Source organism: Pseudoroseomonas ludipueritiae, from assembly GCF_014490445.1.
In the GTDB taxonomy this organism is placed as follows: domain Bacteria; phylum Pseudomonadota; class Alphaproteobacteria; order Acetobacterales; family Acetobacteraceae; genus Pseudoroseomonas; species Pseudoroseomonas ludipueritiae.
The window spans coordinates 1-16,457 of the sequence record NZ_JACTUZ010000102.1; the positions used below are offsets into that span (position 1 = coordinate 1).

Consider the following 16,457-nt stretch of genomic DNA (forward strand, 5'->3'; position numbering starts at 1 on the left):
GCCGCCCCGCGCGGCGGCGCCCCGGCGCGATGAGCACCGCCCCGGGCGGATCGGCGCCGCCGGAGGTCTGGCCAGGCGCCGACGGCCAGCCCGTCTCCTGCCGGGAGAAACTGAAGATGCTGGCCGAGAACCATGCCGAGGCCGCCCAGGTGCTGCGCGATGTTTTCGAGGATGCCGTTCTGATGGGCGTGGACGAGGCCGCCATGCGCCGCATCCTGGCCGGGCTGGTCGAGTCGCTGCCCAGCCCGCGCCAGAAGGCCAGCGGGGGCGGCGCCGCATGAGGGCGGCGCTTGTTCTGCTGGCGGCGCTCTGCTGCGCCGCGCCGGTGCTGCCCTTCGCCGCCCGCCCCGCCCTGGCCCAGATGGATGCCGGCTGGGACCCGAAGCAGGAAGCGGAGCTGCAGGCGCTGGACAAGGTGACGGCGCGCATCACCATCCTGAAGGCGCGGCTGAACCAGCCCATCACCTTCGGCACGCTGCGCATCACCGTGAAGGCCTGCAATGCCCGCCCGCCGGAGGAAGTGCCGGATGCCGCCGCCTGGCTGCAGGTGGACGAGACCCGCGAGGGGAGTGGTGGCCGGGCGGTCTTCCAGGGCTGGATGTTCGCCAATGCGCCTGGCATCGCGATGCTGGAACACCCGGTCTACGATCTGCGTGTGCTGCAGTGCCGCTGAGGGCGCCGCCGCGGCACTTCACGGCTAAGTGACATTCCGCATCCCCGTTGCGGAATCATGGCGAAAGCGCGGCAGGGGTCCGTTAAGGCCCCTGGCCGGGGTTTGCGGGAGGCTCCGCCCCGGCCATATCGGAAGCCATGCCGCAGACCGACCTACCCGACCTGCCGCCGCTGCCCGGCCCCCGGGCGGCGCTGTTCCTCGACTTTGACGGCACGCTGATCGACATCGCGCCGCGCCCGGATGCCGTGGTGGTGCCGCCGGACCTGCCGCCGCTGCTGGCGCGGCTTTCCGCCCAGCTGGGCGGCGCCGTCGCCATTGTCACCGGCCGTGGGCTGGATGTGGCGCGCGGGCTGACCGGCAACCCGCCCGTGGGCTTCGCCTGCGAGCATGGCACCGTGATCGACGCCTCCGGCATCGGCGCCGCCATCCCGCCCCTGCCCGAGCCCAGCGGCCCGCCGGAAGGCTGGCGCGAGGCCGCCGCCGAATTCGTGGCCGACCGCCCCGGTATGCTGCTGGAGCACAAGAACTACGGTTTTGTTCTGCATTTCCGCGCCGTGCCGGAGCGGGGCGAGGAAGCCGCCGCCTTCCTGAAGCGGATGGTGGAAGGCACCGGCTTCCAGGTCATCCCCGCCCATGCGGCGGCCGAGCTGCGCCCCAAGGGCAGCGACAAGGGCGTGGCCACCGACTGGCTGATGCGCCACCCGCCCTTCGCCGGCCGCATCCCCGTCTTCATCGGCGATGACGTGACGGATGAGGACGGCATGCGCGCCGCCCGCGCCCATGGCGGCGCCGGCTACCGCGTGCCGGAATGCTTCCCGGCCGGCCCGGCCGATGTGCGCGCCTGGCTGCTCCGCCTGGCGGAAAGCCTGCCCGAGGCCTCTCTGCCCGCCAAGGGGGCGGCATGAGGCGGAAGGCGTGAGCCAACCCCTCGACCTTGCCCCCGTCGGCAATGGCATCATTGCCGCGCTGTTCGACCGCATCGGCCGCTGCTCCTGGCTCTGCTGGCCGCGCTTCGACGGAGACCCTGTCTTCTGCGCCCTGCTGGGCGGCGAGGCGCCGCAGGACGGCTTCATGGAGGTGGAACTGGTGGGGCTGAAGCACAGCCGCCAGAACTACCGCCGCAACACCGCCGTGCTGGAGACGGAGCTGGAGGACGAGAACGGCGCCCGGCTGCGCATCACCGATGCCGCGCCGCGCTTCAGCCGCTTCGGCCGCATCTTCCGCCCGCCCATGCTGGTGCGGCGGATCGAGCCGCTCTCCGGCACGCCGCTGATCCGCCTGCGGGTGCGGCCGCGCGGCGACTGGGGCAAGGACGCGCCGATCAAGCGCGCCGGCAGCAACCACCTGCGCTTCTTCACCGAGACTCAGGCGCTGCGCGTGACCACCGACGCGCCCCTGGTCTGCCTGGCGGAGGAAGCGCCCTTCCTGCTGGACCGCCCTGTCTCGGTCATCCTCGGACCGGACGAGACGGTGCCCGAGAATACCGAAAGCCTGGTGGATGACTTCATCCGCCACACCACGAACTACTGGCTGGACTGGTCACGCGGGCTGCACCTGCCCTTCGAGTGGCAGGATGCCGTGATCCGCGCCGCCATCACGCTGAAGATGTGCGCCTTCGAGGAAACCGGGGCCATTGTCGCGGCCCTGACCACCTCCATCCCGGAAGCGCCCCATACCGAGCGCAACTGGGACTACCGCTATTGCTGGCTGCGGGATGCCTTCTTCACGGTGCAGGCGCTGAACCGCCTCGGCACCACCCGCACCATGGAGGACTATATCCGCTACGTGACCAACGTGGTGGCTATCTCCCCCGGGGGCGTGCTGCGGCCCTGCTACCCGCTGGTGCCCTCCCTGCCCATGCCGGAGCGGATCGAGGAGGCCCTGCCGGGCTTCCTGGGCATGGGCCCCGTGCGCGTCGGCAACCAGGCGGCCGAGCAGGTGCAGAACGATGTCTATGGCTCCGTCATCATGGCGGCGGCGCAGATGTTCTTCGACCGCCGCCTGCCCCGTCCGGCGGGCGAGCCGCTGTTCCGGCTGCTGGAGCGGCTGGGCGAGCAGGCCGAGAAGCTGGCGCTGCAGCCCGACGCCGGCATCTGGGAATACCGGGGGCGGGAGCGGACCCACACCTTCTCCGCCGCCATGTGCTGGGCCGGGCTCGCGCGCCTCTCCGGCATCGCCCGCCATCTGGGGCTGGAGCGGGAGGCGGAGCGCTGGGCGGCCTCCGCCCGCAACCTGCATGCCATCATCTGCGAGCGCGCCTTCCGCCCGCATCTCAACAGCTTCGTGGAAAGCTTCGAATCCGACGGCATGGATGCGGCATTGCTGCTGCTGCCGGAGATCGGCTTCCTGCATGCCACCGACCCGCGCTTCCTGGGCACGCTGGACCGGGTGACGCAGCGGCTGCTGCATCAGGGTTTCATCTATCGCTACGATATGGCTGACGATTTCGGGCGGCCTGAAACCGCCTTCCTGGTTTGTTCATTCTGGTATGTGGACGCGCTTGCCGCGGCAGGCCGGCTGGATGAAGCGCGCGCAATGTTCGGGAGCATTCTGTCGTGCCGGAATCATCTGGGACTGCTGGCCGAGGATCTGGACCCGAAGCGGAATCATCTGTGGGGGAATTTTCCACAGACCTATTCGCACGTTGGCCTGATCCTCTCGGCGATGCGTTTGAGCCGTTCATGGGAGCACGGTCTGTGGGGCGGTTGATTGTTGTCTCGAACCGCGTCGCCCTGCCACGCCGTGGGGAACCCACGGCCGGCGGGCTGGCGGTGGCACTGAAGGATGTGCTGAAGGCCAATGGCGGCCTTTGGTTCGGCTGGAGCGGGGAGACCACCAAGGGCCCCACCACCGGCGAGCTGAAGACCGTCCGCTACCAGGGCATCGACTACGCGACAATCGACCTGAACGAGAACGACTACAAAGGCTTCTACGCCGGCTATTCCAACAATATCCTCTGGCCGCTGTTCCACTTCCGGATTGGGCTGCTGGAATACGACCGCAAGCAGGCGGATGCCTACCGGCGCGTCAACCGCGACTTCGCCAAGGCGCTGATGCCGCTGCTGGGCCCGGACGACACCATCTGGATTCACGACTACCAGATGATCCCGCTGGGGGCTGAGCTGCGGGCGCTGGGCGCCAAGCAGCGCATCGGCTTCTTCCTGCACATCCCTTTCCCGCCCTGGGCAGTCTTCTCCGCCCTGCCGGGCGCGGACAAGCTGCTGCGCGGGCTGCTGGCCTATGACCTGGTGGGGGTGCAGACCCAGCGCGACCTCAGCGGCATGATCGACTGCATGCGCCATGGCCTGGACCTGCGCACGGATGCCGATTGCGGCGTGGTCAGCAGCGCCTGGGGGCCGAAGCGCCGCACCCAGCTTTCCCACCACGCCATCGGCATCGACACCCGCGGCTTCGCCACCACCGCGCGCAAGGCGGCCTTTGGCCCCGACGCGCAGCGGATGAGGGCCAGCATGGGCGACCGCAAGCTGATCGTGGGCGCCGAGCGGCTGGACTACACCAAGGGCCTGCCACACCGCCTGCGCGGCTTCGGTGCTCTGCTGGACAATTTCCCTGAGCACCGCAACCGCGTCACCTACTTCCAGGTCGCGGCGCGCAGCCGCAACGAGGTCGCCAGCTACCGCGACCTGAAGCGGGAACTCGATACCCTGGCCGGCCGCATCAACGGCGACCACGCGGAATTCGATTGGACCCCCGTGCGCTACGTGGCCCGCGCGGTGGCGCGGGATACCCTGGCGGGCTTCTACCGCCTGGCGGATGTGGGGCTGGTGACGCCGCTGCGGGACGGCATGAACCTGGTGGCCAAGGAATACGTGGCCGCCCAGGACCCGGACAACCCGGGCGTGCTGGTGCTCTCCTCCTTCGCCGGCGCGGCCGAGACCATGGACGGCGCCCTGCTGGTGAACCCGCTGGACGCCGAGGCCATGGCCGAGCAGCTCGACCGCGCGCTGAAGATGCCACTGGGCGAGCGCAAGGAACGCTGGGCCGGCATGATGGCGGGGCTGGAGGAACAGACCGCCGCGCGCTGGGCGGAGAATTTCCTCACCGAGTTGGAGGAACAGGTGCTGCCGGTCGAGCCGCCAACGGGGCTCGCGGCGGCGGGCGTGCGGAACTGAAGCAAGGCTGGGGGAACGCATTCCCCCAGGCCTTTCTCACCCCCGCCGGAAGCGCAGCACCCGGCTGCGGTGGCTGACCAGCGCCACCTCATCCTTCCCGAAACGCAGGCTGAACTGCTTGTTCCAGGGGCCATCCGGCAGGGTGGCCAGCAGGCGGCCCTCGCCCATTGGGCGCAGCCGGGCCGTCATGCGGGCGGGGCCGATGCCGCTGGCCAGCATCTCACCCTCGATGTCGAAACCGGCATGATAGGCCGGGCAGCGCCAGTGGCCCTGCGCCGCCGCCGGCATCGCCTCGGCCGCCACGGGGCGGAAGTGGCGGGCGACATGGCCGATCTCACCCTCGATGCCGCCGCCCTCGGCGCGCAGGCGCATGGGGTTGTGCGCGGAAAGGGACACGGCCCAGCCGCCATCGGCCTGGTACAGGGCCTCGCTGGCGCCAAGGAAGCTGGCGGTATTGCCCGTGACCTCCAGCCAGTGGCCGGTATCGGGCTCGGCATAAAGGCCCTCGGGCAGGCTGGCCGGGGGCGGCATCTCCTGGCCCAGCAGGGCGGCCATGGTGCGGAGCGCCAAGCCATAGGCACCGGTATCCTCGCGGTTGGAGACCACGACAATGCCGAGGCCGGGCTCCGGCGCCAGCAGCAGGTAGGTCTTGTAGCCCGCATGGGAGCCGCCATGGCCCACCAGCGCCACCGGCCCCAGCCGCCCATGCGCCAGGCCCAGGCCATAGGCGGTTGCGCGGCCGTCCAGCAGCTGGCGCGGCGCCGCCTGCTCGGCCAGCAGCCCGGCGGCGGGGCCACGATTGGCCAGCACCGCCTGGCCCCAGATGGCCAGCGCCCGCGCGCTGCCGGTCAGGCTGCCGGAGGCCGAGAGATGCAGCCCGGCATTGCCAAGCTGCCAGCCCGCAGCACTTTTCCAGTAGCCGGGGACGAGGCCGGGAATGGGGTCGAACCAGGTTTCCGGCGCCCGCCATGCGATGCCGAGGGGGGCGCCGATCTCGGCTCGCACCCAGTCGTCGAACAACAGGCCCTGGCGGGCCAGCGCGGTTTCCACCAGCCGGTAGCCGGTGTTGGAATAGGAAATCTCCCGCCCCGCCGGGAAGTTCAGCGCGCCCAGGCTGGCGATGAAGTCCAGCAGCGGCGCCGCATCCGTGGCGGTGTGGACGGAAAGGCCCAGCAGGCTCAGCGTTTCCCGCACATCCGGCAACCCGCCGGTCATGTCCAGGGCACGGCCGACGGAAACCTCGGCCATGGGGCCGCGCAGTTCCGGCAGGTGTCGGCCCAGCGGGTGGCCCAGCGCCACGCGGTCCCGGTGGCGGCGCTGCATGGCGGCCAGCACATGCTTGGTGACGGAGGCGTAGCGCACCACGCTGTCAGCGCCGAAGGCGGCGCCGGTGGAAAGGCTTTCCAGCCCCGCCGCCACCGCCACCGGGATGCTGTTGGCATCGAAGGCGAGGATGGCGCCGCCCGGCGCCGCCCCCTCGGCCGTCCAGGGGGCGACCAGCTCGGCTGCCTTGGCTTCGGCGGCGGCCCAGTCGGTCTTGCCAGCACCCGCCACCGGCTCAGCCCTTCCGCACGAAGTCGTAGGAATTGGCATCGGCCAGCGTGCCGAGGCGCACGCCCGCCACATCCTTGCGGCAGGCGGCGGTATTCACTGTTTGCAGCATGAAGACAAAGGGCGCGCGCTCCATGCTGTCCCGCTGCATGGCCTCGTACATCGCCAGGCGCCTGGCGGTATCGGCTTCCTGCAAGGCGGCCTGGGCGCGGGCGGTCAGGTCCGCGTCCTGCCAGGAATTGCGCCAGGCCAGGGTGCGGTTACGGGCATCCGGGCCATTGTCGGTATTGACGCAGAAGGCCTCGGCATTGCTGTTGGGGTCGAAGTAATCGACACCCCAGGAGGTCAGCGCGGCCTCATGCTGGCGGGCTCGGGTCTTGGTCAGCACCTGGCGGTTCTCGCCCGGCATCAGCCGCAGCCTGATGCCGATGGCGGCGAGATCCGCCTGCAGGGCCTGGGCGATATCCGGATAGGGCTGCGCCGAGTAATGGTCCATCACCATCTCGAAGCCATCCGGCAGGCCGGCCTCGGCCAGTAGCGCCTTGGCCTTGGCCACATCCTTCTGGAAGGGCTTGTCCGCCACCGCCGCAGGCAGGCCGACCGGCAGGAAGCTCTGCTGCACCGTATGCGTCAGCGAGGCGATGTTCTGCTGGATCGCCTGGTAGTCGATCGCCCACTTGATCGCCTGCCGCACCTGCGGCTTGGCCAGGGCGGGATGCACGGTGTTGAGCTGGATCAGCATCTGCGTCGTCGCCGCCTTGCGGATCAGCGTGAAGCCGGCGTCGTTCTGCAGGTTGCGAAGCTGCTCGGTGGTCAGGTTGCGCGCGATATCCACGTCGCCGTTGCGCAGCAGCAGCAACTGGGCGGAGGGATCGGTGATGTGGCGCAGCATGACGCGGCGGATCGGGCCGCGCTTGGCCTGGGCGGGGCTGGCTTCCAGAACCGCGCTCTCGCTGGGCTTCCAGGAGCGCAGAACCCAGGAGCCGGAACCGGCGGAATTCTGCTTCAGCCAGTTGTTGCCGAGGTCGTCGCCGCTGGCGTGCTCCAGCACCGTCTTCCTGTCCACGATGCTGCCGACATTGGCGGAGAGGCAATAAAGCACGAAGCCGGGCGAGGCCTTGCCGTCCAGCGCCACCGTCAGCGTATGGGCATCGGCCGCGCGGATACGCTCCTCCACATTGTCCCTGGTGAAGCCGAACTGGTTGATGATGAAGGCGGGCGTCTTGTTCAGCTTCACCGCGCGCTGCAGCGAGAAGGCGGCATCCTCCGCTGTCACGGCGTTGCCGCTGGCGAAGACGGCATCGCGCTTCAGCCGGAAGGTGATCAGCTTGCCGTCATCCGAAACGGTCCAGGATTCCGCCAGGTCGCCTTCCAGCACATCGGGCTTGTCGGGGTTCGGGCGCAGCAGCTTCTGGTACATGTTGGCGGCGATCTCGGCCGCCACCGTCTCGAAGCTTTCCTGTGGGTCCAGGCTGGTCACGTTGTCCAGCTGCTGCGCGACGACGAGGATATTCTTCGGCGTCTCGGCGAAGGCGCGGCTCAGCGCGTCATAGCTGAAGACGGAGGCAGCGGAAGCCGCGGCCAGGAAAGCGCGCCGGTTCATGTGGAAGGTCCCGTATCCATGTTGCTGCCCGGCGAAGGGCGGCCAGCCGCGATAGAACGGCCCCCGCGACGGTGCAAGCCGGCGTCAGGCACCGCCGATGGCGCGTTCCACGGCGGCCTCCGCATGCAGGGCGGTGGTGTCGAAGAGCGGTACGGCGCTGTCCTCGGGCCGTACCAGCAGCATGATCTCGGTGCAGCCCAGGATCACCGCCTCCGCCCCGCGCGCCACCAGCCGCGCGATCACGGCGCGATAGGCCTCGCGGGAGGCTGGCTCGGCCCGCCCTTGCACCAGTTCCTCGTAGATGACGCGGTGGACCAGGGCGCGATCCTCGGCCTCCGGCACCAGCACCTCCAGCCCGTGCCGCTCCACCAGGCGGCCCTTGTAGAAGTCCTGCTCCATGGTGAAGGCGGTGCCCAGCAGGCCCACGCGCCGCAGGCCGGCGGCGCGGATGCGCTCGGCGGTAGGGTCGGCGATATGCAGCAGCGGGATGCCGATGGCCGCCTGCACCTCCTCTGCCATGCGGTGCATGGTGTTGGTGCAGATCAGCACGAAATCCGCCCCGCCGCGCTCCAGGCGTTGTGCGGCGGCAATCATCTCCGCCGTGGCATCGGCCCAGCGGCCGGCATGTTGCAGCGCCTCGATCCCGGCGAAGTCGAAGGACCACATCAGGCAGCGGGCGGAATGCAGCCCGCCCAGCCGGTCGCGCACCTGCTCATTGATGATACGGTAGTATTCGGCCGAGCTTTCCCAGCTCATGCCGCCCAGCAAGCCAATGACCTTCTGCGCCACCGCCATCCCTCCGCCAGCGGCGGAAACTCAGGCACAGGCCCGGCGGCCTGGCAAGCGCGGGCTGCTAGAGCTGCGCTTCCACCGGCAGCCATTCCACCACGCGGGCCAGCATGCGGCGCGCCAGCGGCGCCTCGGGCTCATGCGGGCTGGTGGATTCGTCATCGGTCCAGAGCATCTTCCGGCCCTGGACCCAGACGCGGTAGGAGCGGTCAGGCTCGGTCAGGCGGCGGTGCTCGTCATGCACCTGCCGCGCCAGCTCAGGGTGGTGGACGAAAGCGCCCATCTCGGTGTTCAGCCGGGCGGAGCGGGGGTCAAGGTTGAAGGAGCCGACGAAGACCATCTCGCCATCGATGGCCAGCGCCTTGGTATGCAGGCTGGCGCCCTTGGAGCCGAAGACGCCGCCATTACGCTTGGTGGTGCGCTTCAGCTCAAACAGCGTAACGCCCAGTTCCAGCAGGCGCGGGCGGTAGCGGGCATAGCCGGCATGGACCGCCACCACATCGGTAGCGGCCAGCGAATTGGTGACCACCGTCACCTTCACCCCACGCCGCACCAGCGCCTCGAACATCGCCATGCCGCCCTCGCCCGGCACGAAATAGGGGGAAACGACCAGCGCCTCCCGCTTCGCCGACATCAGCGCCTCGCCCACCGCCGGGGCCATGCAGCCGGTGACGCCGCGCCCCTTGGCCTTGGCCGGCGGGTCCGCCAGCACGCGCACCGCACCATCCGCCGCCAGCAGGTCGACATGGGAGAAGGAGGCTCGGGCCTTGGCCAGTTCCCGCAGGTAGGGGCGGGCCTGGTCCTCGCGCGGGGTATCCTCCAGCCGCGCGCGCACGGCTTCCAGCGCCTCCGGGCTCAGGTCGCGGCCGGCGCGGAAATTCTCCACCGGCAGCGCCAGGGAGGAGGACCAATAGCTGTCGAAGACCGCCTGGGCCTGGGCGGCGGCCTCCCCGGCGATGAGCAGGTCGAGGTCGCGGAAATTGAAGTCGCCGGCGGCGTCGAAATAGTTGTCGGAGATGTTGCGGCCGCCGACCACGGCCACCTTGCCATCCGCCACCCAGCATTTGTTGTGCATGCGGTGGTTCAGGTGCCAGCCGCCGAGCGCGAATTCCAGCGCCAGCCCGACCTGCCCCAGGAAGCGGAAGCGGCGGGTATTGAACAGCCGCACCTCGATGCGGGCATGGGCGGCCAGCGTGGCCAGCAGCGCCTCTCCCGACAAGGCATAGCTGTCGTCCAGCAGCAGGCGCACCCGCACGCCGCGGTCGGCGGCATGCAGGGCCTCCCGCGCCATCAGGCGGCCGGTGATGTCCTCCATCCAGGTGTAATATTGCAGGTCCAGCGTGCGGCCGGCGGCGCGGGCCAGGCTGGCGCGGGCCATGAAGGCCTCCAGCCCCAGCGGCACCAGGGCGATGCCGGTGCGCGCGCCCTGCCCGTCCCCGGCCTCGGCCAGCGCCTTGGCCACCAGCCGGTCCAGCGCCGATTCCCCTGGCGCGGCACCGGCCTGCACAGGCGCGACGGCGGCGGGAGGGGATAGCGCGATGCTCATGCGGCGACGGCTTCGGGCGGGGCGTTGGGCTGCGCGGCGGTGGCCGAGAGATCCAGCCGCGCCCGCAGCGGCAGGTGGTCGGAAGCCAGGCGCGCCAGCGGCGTGTCATGCGCCCGCACATCCCGCACCACGCCGCGCGGCCAGCCCAGGATGCGGTCCAGCGCCAGCACCGGCAGGCGAGAGGGGAAGGAGGCCGGGCCGAAGGCCAGGCTGCCGAAGACCGGCTCCAGCAACCGCAGGGAGGAGCGGCGGCCAGGGCGCCATTCGTTCAGGTCGCCCATCATGATGGTGGGCATCTCGTCGCGGCGGGAGATCGCCTCCAGGATGGCGGCGCCCTGGCGCATGCGGCAGCGGCGCAGCAGGCCGAAATGGGCGGCCACCACGCGCAGGCGCCCGGCGGGCAGCTCCAGCTCCGCGATCACGGCGCCACGCGGCTCGGCGCCCGGCAGCGCCAAGCATTGCACATGCGCCAGCGCGCCCTGCCGCACCAGCAGCGCATTGCCATGCCAGCCATGGCCATCCGGCAGGCGGGAGATCGGCAGCAGCGACAGGCCATGCTCGCGCAGCGTGCCGGTATCCAGCAGCCCGACGCGGCGGCCGAAGCGCTTGTCGGCCTCCTGCACCGCGATGATGTCGGGGTTCATCTCGGCAATGACATGCGCCACCCGGTGCGGGTCGAAGCGCCGGTCCACGCCCACGCATTTATGCACGTTGTAGGAGGCGATGGTGAGTTCGCCCCCTGGCGCACCCGGGCGGGGCGCCGGCGTCCTGCGCGACTTGTCGATACTATGCTCGGGCTCAGCGGCCATGGCCTGCTCCGAAACCTCCTCTGCGGCTGCGGCGCCGCGCGGATATGCCGGCGCCCGCCCTGAATCTAGGGACCGGCGGCGGGCGATCCAAGCGCGGCCGGGCTCTGGCGGCGCGGTGGCAGGGTTGCGGGTGCCTCGGGTGTGTCACAGCAGAAAGAACCCGCGAAGGGCCGGAAGGCTGCACCGCGCCGCGTGAACCGGCCAAGCCCCGGCCGCCCTTCAGCCCAGGCGGACCACCCGCTCCGCCACCGCCAGGCTGGAAGGGCGGTGGGCGATCAGGACGCGGGTGATGGGAAGCTGGCGGATGGCGTCATTGATGCGGGCCTCGGTGGCTTCGTCCAGGTGGCTGGTGGCCTCGTCCAGCAGCAGGATGGCGGGGCGGCGGTAGAGCGCGCGGGCCAGCACCACCCGCTGCCGCTGGCCGCCCGAGAGGGTGCTGCCCATGTCGCCGACGCGGGTGGCGTAGCCCATGGGCATGCGCAGGATCTCGGCATGCACGGCGGCGATATCGGCCACCAGTTGCAGCCAGCGCTCGTCCGGATTGGGGTCGAAGCCGGCGATGTTCTCGGCGATGGAGCCGGCGAAGAGGCGGTCGTCCTGCAAGACACAGCCGACCCGCTGGCGGTGCGCGGCGGGGCCGAGGGTGGAAAGCGGGATGCCATCCACCAGCACCTGCCCGGAGGTTGGCGGGATCAGCCCGGCCATGATGCGTAGCAGGGTGGATTTGCCGCAGCCGGAGGGCCCGGCGATGCCGATGCAGGCCCCGGCGGGGATGTTTTCGCTGAGTCCGGCGATGATCTCGGGGTCGTTGTCGGCATAGCGGAAATGGATGTCGCGCAGCGCCATGGCGCCGGCCTGCGCGGCGGGGGCCTGCGAAAGCGCCGGCGCGGCCAGGGCGGGATTATCCTCGCCCCCTCCCCCCGCTGGCTCGGGCGTGGCCAGGGCGATATCGGCCAGCCGCTCCCCATGCAGGGAGAGCATGCGCAGGTCCAGCAGCGTATCGACGAAGCCATTCACCCGGCTGGTGAACTGGTCCTTGAAGGCCAGGAAGGCGATCAGCATGCCCACCGACATCTGCCCCGCCAGCACCGCCCGCGCGCCCAGCCAGATGACCAGGATGCGGTCCAGGCCAAACAGCGCCTGGGCGGCGGCATTGTAGCCGATGCCGAATTTCTCCAGCCGCATGGCGGCGCCGACACGCTCCACCAGATGGTTGATCCAGACGGCGCGGCGGCGCGGCTCCAGGTTCAGCGCCTTCAGGCTGGCCATGCCGCGGGCGCTTTCCATGAAATGGGAATTCTCCTGCGCCTCATGGATGATCGCTTCCTCCGACAGGAGGCGGAAGGGGCGCCAGACGGCCAGCCGCAGGGCGAGGTAGAGCGCCATCGCCGCCAGGGCCACCAGCGCCAGCCAGCCGCCATAGAGCGCCATCATGGCCAGCAGGGCGATGGCCATCACGCCATCCAGCAGCGCCAGCACGGCGCGGGTGGTCAGCACATCCCGCACCTGGTCCAGCGAATGGAAGCGGGAGACGATGTCGCCCACATGCCGCTTCTCGAAGAAGTCCAGCGGCAGGCGCATCAGCTGGTCGAAGAGGCTGACCTTCCATTGCAGCACCAGGCTGGAGCCGAAGACCATGGCCGCCCAGGAGCGGGCGAAGCGCGCCCCCACCTGCAGCACGAGCAGCAGGACCATGCCAAGCGCGATCAGCGTCAGCAGGTCGTAATCGGCGGCCACCACCACCTCATCCACCACCAGCTGGAAGGCGATGGGCATGGCGATCACCGCCAGTTCCAGCAGCAGGGAGAGCGCCAGCACCTGCGCCAGGGCCCGCCCCAGCCCCACGGTGCGGCGGAGCATGGCCATCAGGCTGAGGCGTGCGCGTTCCTCGCCCCTTTCGAAGCCCTCGGCCGGCCAGGCTTCCAGCGCCACGCCGGTGAAGCGGCGGGAGATTTCTGGCAGCGAAAGGCGGCGGCGGCCGATGGCGGGGTCGTGGATCATGGCACCACGCGGCGTCAGCCGCGCCAGCACCACGAAATGGTTCTGGTCCCAGTGCAGGATGCAGGGCAGGCGCAGCTTGCGCAGGTCCTCCATTTCCAGCCGCAGGGCGCGCGTCGCCAGCCCCATGCGGCCGCCGACGCCCACGAGGTCCCGCACCGACATGCCCTTCAGCGAGGTGGCGAAGCGCCGGCGCATGGCCGCGAGATCCACCCGCTGCCCATGGTGGCTGGCCAGCATGGCGAGGCAGGCCAGCCCGCATTCGGCGGCTTCGGACTGGATCACCACCGGCATCTGCCCGCGCCCGCCGCCCAGCCGGTCCAGCAACGCGGCGACGGTGGTGGTGGCGCCGCTCACGCGCGCGGCTCCTTCGCCGTGCCGCCACCGCCGCCGGCCGAAAAGGCGCCACGCAGGCTGTAGAGGGGGTCGAGCACCCATTGGTAGAGCGGGCGGGATTCGGCCAGGATATGCGCCTCCAGTTGCATGCCGGCCTGCAAGGGCTCCCGCCGCCCATAGGCGGTGACGAAGGGCTGATCCGGCCGCACGGTGATGCGGTAGAGCGAGGGCGCCTGCTGCCGGTCGGCACCGGCCGAGATCAGTTGCTCCACCTCCTCCGGCCGCAGCGTGGCGCGGGAGATGACGGAGATCGTGCCAGGAAACTGCCCGAAGCGCTGATAGGGATAGGCCTGGTAGCGCAGCAGCACGCGGTCCCCTTCCCGCACGAAGCCGATGGCATTGCTGGGCGCCAGAAGCTGCGCTTCCAGCGGTTCCTCATCCGGCAGGATGGTCAGCAGCGGCGTGCCGGCCGCGACCGTCTGCCCGGCCTGGGTGATGATGCCGGTGACGATGCCGGAGCGCGGCGCGGTGATGGTGACCTCCCGCTTCGCCTCGGCCTCCGACAACTGGCGGTCGATGTCGATGATCTGCCGCTCCAGCTCCCCGGCGCGGGAGGCGGCCTGGAGGTCGAAGGCCGCGAGCTTGTTGCGCACCTCCGAGATGCGCGCCGCCAGCACCAGGCGCTCCCGCTTCAGGGACTCCAGTTGCGTCTGCTGGCCGATGTAGTTCTGCAGCCGCGCCTCATAGTCGCGCGAGGTAGCGAGGCCGCTTTGCATGTTGGAGCGCTGCCGCTCCAGCATCCCGGCCAGGATGGCGGTGTTCTCGGTGGCGATGCGGATCTGCTGCTCCACCTGCGCCGCCTCGCGGTCCATGTCGGCCGCCTGCGCCTCCAGCCCCTGTTTTTCCAGCCGGTCGATATCGCCCTGGCGGGCACCCTCTTCCGCCAGGGCATCACGGCGGCGGCGCAGCAGGTCCAGCACCGCCTCCTGCGTCGCGCCGGTGGCGGTGGTGCTGTCCAGGCTGAGGTCATAGAGAAGCTGCCCCTGCCGCACAGCATCGCCTTCCGCCACATGCTGCGCCCGCACCCAGCCAACCGAAGGTGCCACGATGCGCGTCAGCCCGCGGGAGGGCAGCACCACGCCCTGCACCCGCACCCGCCGCGTGTATTCGCCAAAGATCAGGAAGGCGGCCAGCAGCGCCGTGAAGAGCAGCGCGCCCCAGCCCATCAGCCGCAGCGGCAGATGGCTGGGCAGCACCGGCTGGCCGAGCCAGGAAAGCGCCTGCGCCTGCTGGAAGTCACGCCGGAACAGTGAGGAGCCAGGGGTTTGTTGCTGCTGCGGAGGCGGATCGGGCGCCAGCTTGTGATGAGAAGGATGGCCTTCCGGCATCACCGCTTCCGCCTTCCGCTGCAAAGGTGCAGGCGGCATGAAGGAGCATCGCTTCCCCAGCGTCAATCCGCGCAGGATCACAGAGGCTTGTGCCGCTGTCGCGGCTTTCTGAAGAAGCCTGTCGCAGCCTCGCTGGTTTGCCATGCGGCGGATGCGCACTTCAACGAGCCGTGATGCTGGCGCGCTTTGCTTTCTCGCGCCTCCGCTAGTGGACTACCGTCCCGGCGCCCACCGGGCGTCCCATTGGCAAGGAACGATCAGCATGACCCAGACAATGCATCATGCCACGCCTCAAGGCACCAGCATGCGCGAGTTGAACGAGACGGAGATGGAGGCTGTCACCGGCGGCCAGTCCACCGGCGGCCTCGCTCTCAACTCTTCCAGCTTCGGTCCGCTGCTGGTAGGCTGGGTGCAGAGCGGCAACAGTGTCGCCGTAGCCTGGAACTACGCCAATCAGGAGATCGGCGGGCTGACCCTCCGCTGGTAAGCCCGCCCCCGGTTTCGGGTGGCTCCGGGCGCCGCCGTGGAATCCGCCACGGCGGCGCCAGCGCTTCTTAGTTCAGCCCCAGCAGCGATCTGGAAAAATCCCGTGCCGAGAAGGGGCGCAGGTCCGCTGCCTTCTCGCCCACGCCCACGGCATGCACGGGCAGGCCAAATTCCTGCGCCAGCGCCACCACCACGCCGCCCTTGGCCGAGCCATCGAGCTTGGTCACCACGAGGCCGGTGACATTCACCATCTCGGAGAACACCTTGCACTGCTGCGTGGCGTTCTGGCCGGTGGTGGCATCCAGCACCAGCAGCACGGAATGCGGCGCGGTGGGGTCCACGCGCTGCATCACGCGCACCACCTTGCGCAGTTCCTCCATCAGCGCGGTCTTGTTGTGCAGCCGGCCGGCGGTATCGACCAGCAGCACCTGCGTGCCCTTCTGCCGCGCCTCGGTCAGCGCGTCGAAGGCCAGGCCCGCCGCGTCGGCGCCCTGCTTGGCGGGGGCCACCACGTCGCAGCCGGTGCGGCTGCCCCAGATCTGCAACTGCTCCACCGCCGCCGCGCGGAAGGTATCGCCGGCAACAAAGGTGACGCTCTTGCCCGCCTCCCGCCATTGCTGGCCAAGCTTGGCGATGGTGGTGGTCTTGCCGGTGCCGTTGACGCCCACCACCAGCACCACATGCGGGCGCAGGCGGGCATCCAGCTCCAGCGGCTTGGCCACTGGGGCCAGGATGGCGGCGACCTCCTCGGCCAGCGCCTCCTTCACCTCCTCATCCGTCACTTCCTTGCCGAAGCGGGTGCTGCGGAAGCGCTCCACGATGCGCTGGGAGGCCGGGACGCCGAGATCGGCGGTGATCAGCGCTTCCTCCAGCTCCTCCAGCGCCTCCTCATCCAGCAGGCGCTTCACGAAAAGCCCGGTCAGGCCCCCGGTCAGCCGGGCGGTGGAGCGGGAGAGGCCGGAGCGCAGGCGGCCGAACCAGCCGGTGCGGGGCTCCTCCTCGGCCACCGGGGCGGCGGGCACCTCCGGCGCCACGGGCTCGTCCAGGAAGCCGGGCGGCAGGGGTTCCACCAGCTCCGGCTCGAAAGCCGCGGGCGCTTCGGGCAAGGCGCGGGCGGCGGGGGGCGCTGGTGGCGGCTCGGGCTT

14 protein-coding genes are annotated in these 16,457 nt (G+C 70.2%); 6 read left to right on the forward strand and 8 right to left on the reverse strand.

All coding sequences use genetic code 11. From position 1 onward, the window contains the following. Positions 1-29 precede the first annotated feature (29 nt). The 5 genes from IBL25_RS18060 (at position 30) to IBL25_RS18080 (ending at position 4,806) form a co-directional block, all read left to right on the forward strand. Entirely contained in the window at positions 30-281 is a 252-nt protein-coding gene (locus tag IBL25_RS18060; RefSeq protein WP_187779920.1) for a hypothetical protein, read from the forward strand. Further along, on the forward strand, positions 278-673 hold the full coding sequence (locus IBL25_RS18065) for a DUF2155 domain-containing protein (RefSeq protein WP_187779921.1): 396 nt from the start codon (positions 278-280) through the stop codon (positions 671-673). The genes IBL25_RS18060 and IBL25_RS18065 overlap by 4 nt, the downstream gene beginning before the upstream one ends. A gap of 137 nt (positions 674-810) precedes the next feature. After that, the gene (gene otsB / locus IBL25_RS18070) at positions 811-1,578 is read left to right on the forward strand and encodes a trehalose-phosphatase (RefSeq protein WP_187779922.1); all 768 of its coding nucleotides are present in this window, start codon (positions 811-813) and stop codon (positions 1,576-1,578) included. Between the two features lie 10 nt (positions 1,579-1,588). Continuing rightward, a complete protein-coding gene (locus tag IBL25_RS18075) occupies positions 1,589-3,382 on the forward strand; it encodes a glycoside hydrolase family 15 protein (protein WP_187779923.1) in 1,794 nt (597 codons plus the stop codon). Further along, complete coding sequence (locus IBL25_RS18080) at positions 3,370-4,806, forward strand: alpha,alpha-trehalose-phosphate synthase (UDP-forming) (RefSeq protein ID WP_187779932.1); 1,437 nt, start codon at positions 3,370-3,372, stop codon at positions 4,804-4,806. Before IBL25_RS18075 ends, IBL25_RS18080 begins: the two co-directional genes overlap by 13 nt. Before the next feature lie 36 nt (positions 4,807-4,842). Here IBL25_RS18080 and IBL25_RS18085 read toward each other — a convergent pair whose 3' ends face one another. From IBL25_RS18085 to IBL25_RS18115, 7 genes are all read right to left on the reverse strand, one after another. Continuing rightward, positions 4,843-6,360 (reverse strand): serine hydrolase domain-containing protein, encoded by a 1,518-nt coding sequence (locus tag IBL25_RS18085; RefSeq protein WP_367615637.1) that lies wholly within the window; start codon positions 6,358-6,360, stop codon positions 4,843-4,845. Between the two features lie 4 nt (positions 6,361-6,364). Beyond that, positions 6,365-7,960: an ABC transporter substrate-binding protein gene (locus IBL25_RS18090; RefSeq protein ID WP_187779925.1), complete on the reverse strand. Its 1,596-nt coding sequence runs from the start codon at positions 7,958-7,960 to the stop codon at positions 6,365-6,367. An 84-nt stretch (positions 7,961-8,044) separates the two neighbouring features. After that, positions 8,045-8,749, reverse strand: a complete 705-nt coding sequence (locus tag IBL25_RS18095) for an aspartate/glutamate racemase family protein (RefSeq protein WP_367615638.1) — start codon at positions 8,747-8,749, stop codon at positions 8,045-8,047. 64 nt (positions 8,750-8,813) lie between these two features. After that, complete coding sequence (locus IBL25_RS18100; protein ID WP_187779927.1) at positions 8,814-10,295, reverse strand: phospholipase D family protein; 1,482 nt, start codon at positions 10,293-10,295, stop codon at positions 8,814-8,816. Then, positions 10,292-11,104, reverse strand: coding sequence for an endonuclease/exonuclease/phosphatase family protein (locus IBL25_RS18105; RefSeq protein ID WP_187779928.1), 813 nt, complete (start codon positions 11,102-11,104; stop codon positions 10,292-10,294). The genes IBL25_RS18100 and IBL25_RS18105 overlap by 4 nt, the downstream gene beginning before the upstream one ends. A gap of 219 nt (positions 11,105-11,323) precedes the next feature. Then, positions 11,324-13,459 carry a peptidase domain-containing ABC transporter gene (locus tag IBL25_RS18110; RefSeq protein WP_202986802.1) on the reverse strand — a complete coding sequence of 712 codons (2,136 nt, stop codon included), beginning with the start codon at positions 13,457-13,459 and terminating at the stop codon, positions 11,324-11,326. Further along, entirely contained in the window at positions 13,456-14,865 is a 1,410-nt protein-coding gene (locus IBL25_RS18115) for an HlyD family secretion protein (protein WP_187779929.1), read from the reverse strand. The genes IBL25_RS18110 and IBL25_RS18115 overlap by 4 nt, the downstream gene beginning before the upstream one ends. Positions 14,866-15,088: 223 nt before the next feature. Between IBL25_RS18115 and IBL25_RS18120 the strand changes: the two genes are divergently transcribed. Next, positions 15,089-15,313 (forward strand): hypothetical protein, encoded by a 225-nt coding sequence (locus IBL25_RS18120; RefSeq protein ID WP_187779930.1) that lies wholly within the window; start codon positions 15,089-15,091, stop codon positions 15,311-15,313. A gap of 67 nt (positions 15,314-15,380) precedes the next feature. Here the strand turns inward: IBL25_RS18120 and ftsY are convergent, their stop codons facing one another. After that, positions 15,381-16,319, reverse strand: coding sequence for a signal recognition particle-docking protein FtsY (gene ftsY / locus IBL25_RS18125; protein WP_408897809.1), 939 nt, complete (start codon positions 16,317-16,319; stop codon positions 15,381-15,383). Positions 16,320-16,457: the final 138 nt, after the last annotated feature.